Here is a 220-nt window from a genome sequence, read left to right on the forward strand (position 1 = left end):
GGACAGAATTGCCTCACGTATTCTCGGCATGGGCGACGTGCTGTCGCTGATCGAAGATATCGAAAGCAAAGTTGACCGTGCACAGGCAGAGAAATTAGCAAGCAAGCTGAAAAAAGGCGACGGCTTCGATCTGAACGATTTCCTTGAACAGCTTAAGCAGATGAAAAACATGGGCGGCATGGCCAGCCTGATGGGCAAGCTGCCGGGCATGGGGCAGATC

1 pseudogene is annotated in these 220 nt (G+C 52.7%); it reads left to right on the forward strand.

The window, feature by feature from the left end:
* Positions 1-220: pseudogene (locus FDX22_RS00600) on the forward strand (signal recognition particle protein); the annotation flags it as partial.

It is taken from the genome of Citrobacter sp. TBCS-14 (genome assembly GCF_005280805.1).
GTDB lineage: Bacteria > Pseudomonadota > Gammaproteobacteria > Enterobacterales > Enterobacteriaceae > Citrobacter > Citrobacter gillenii.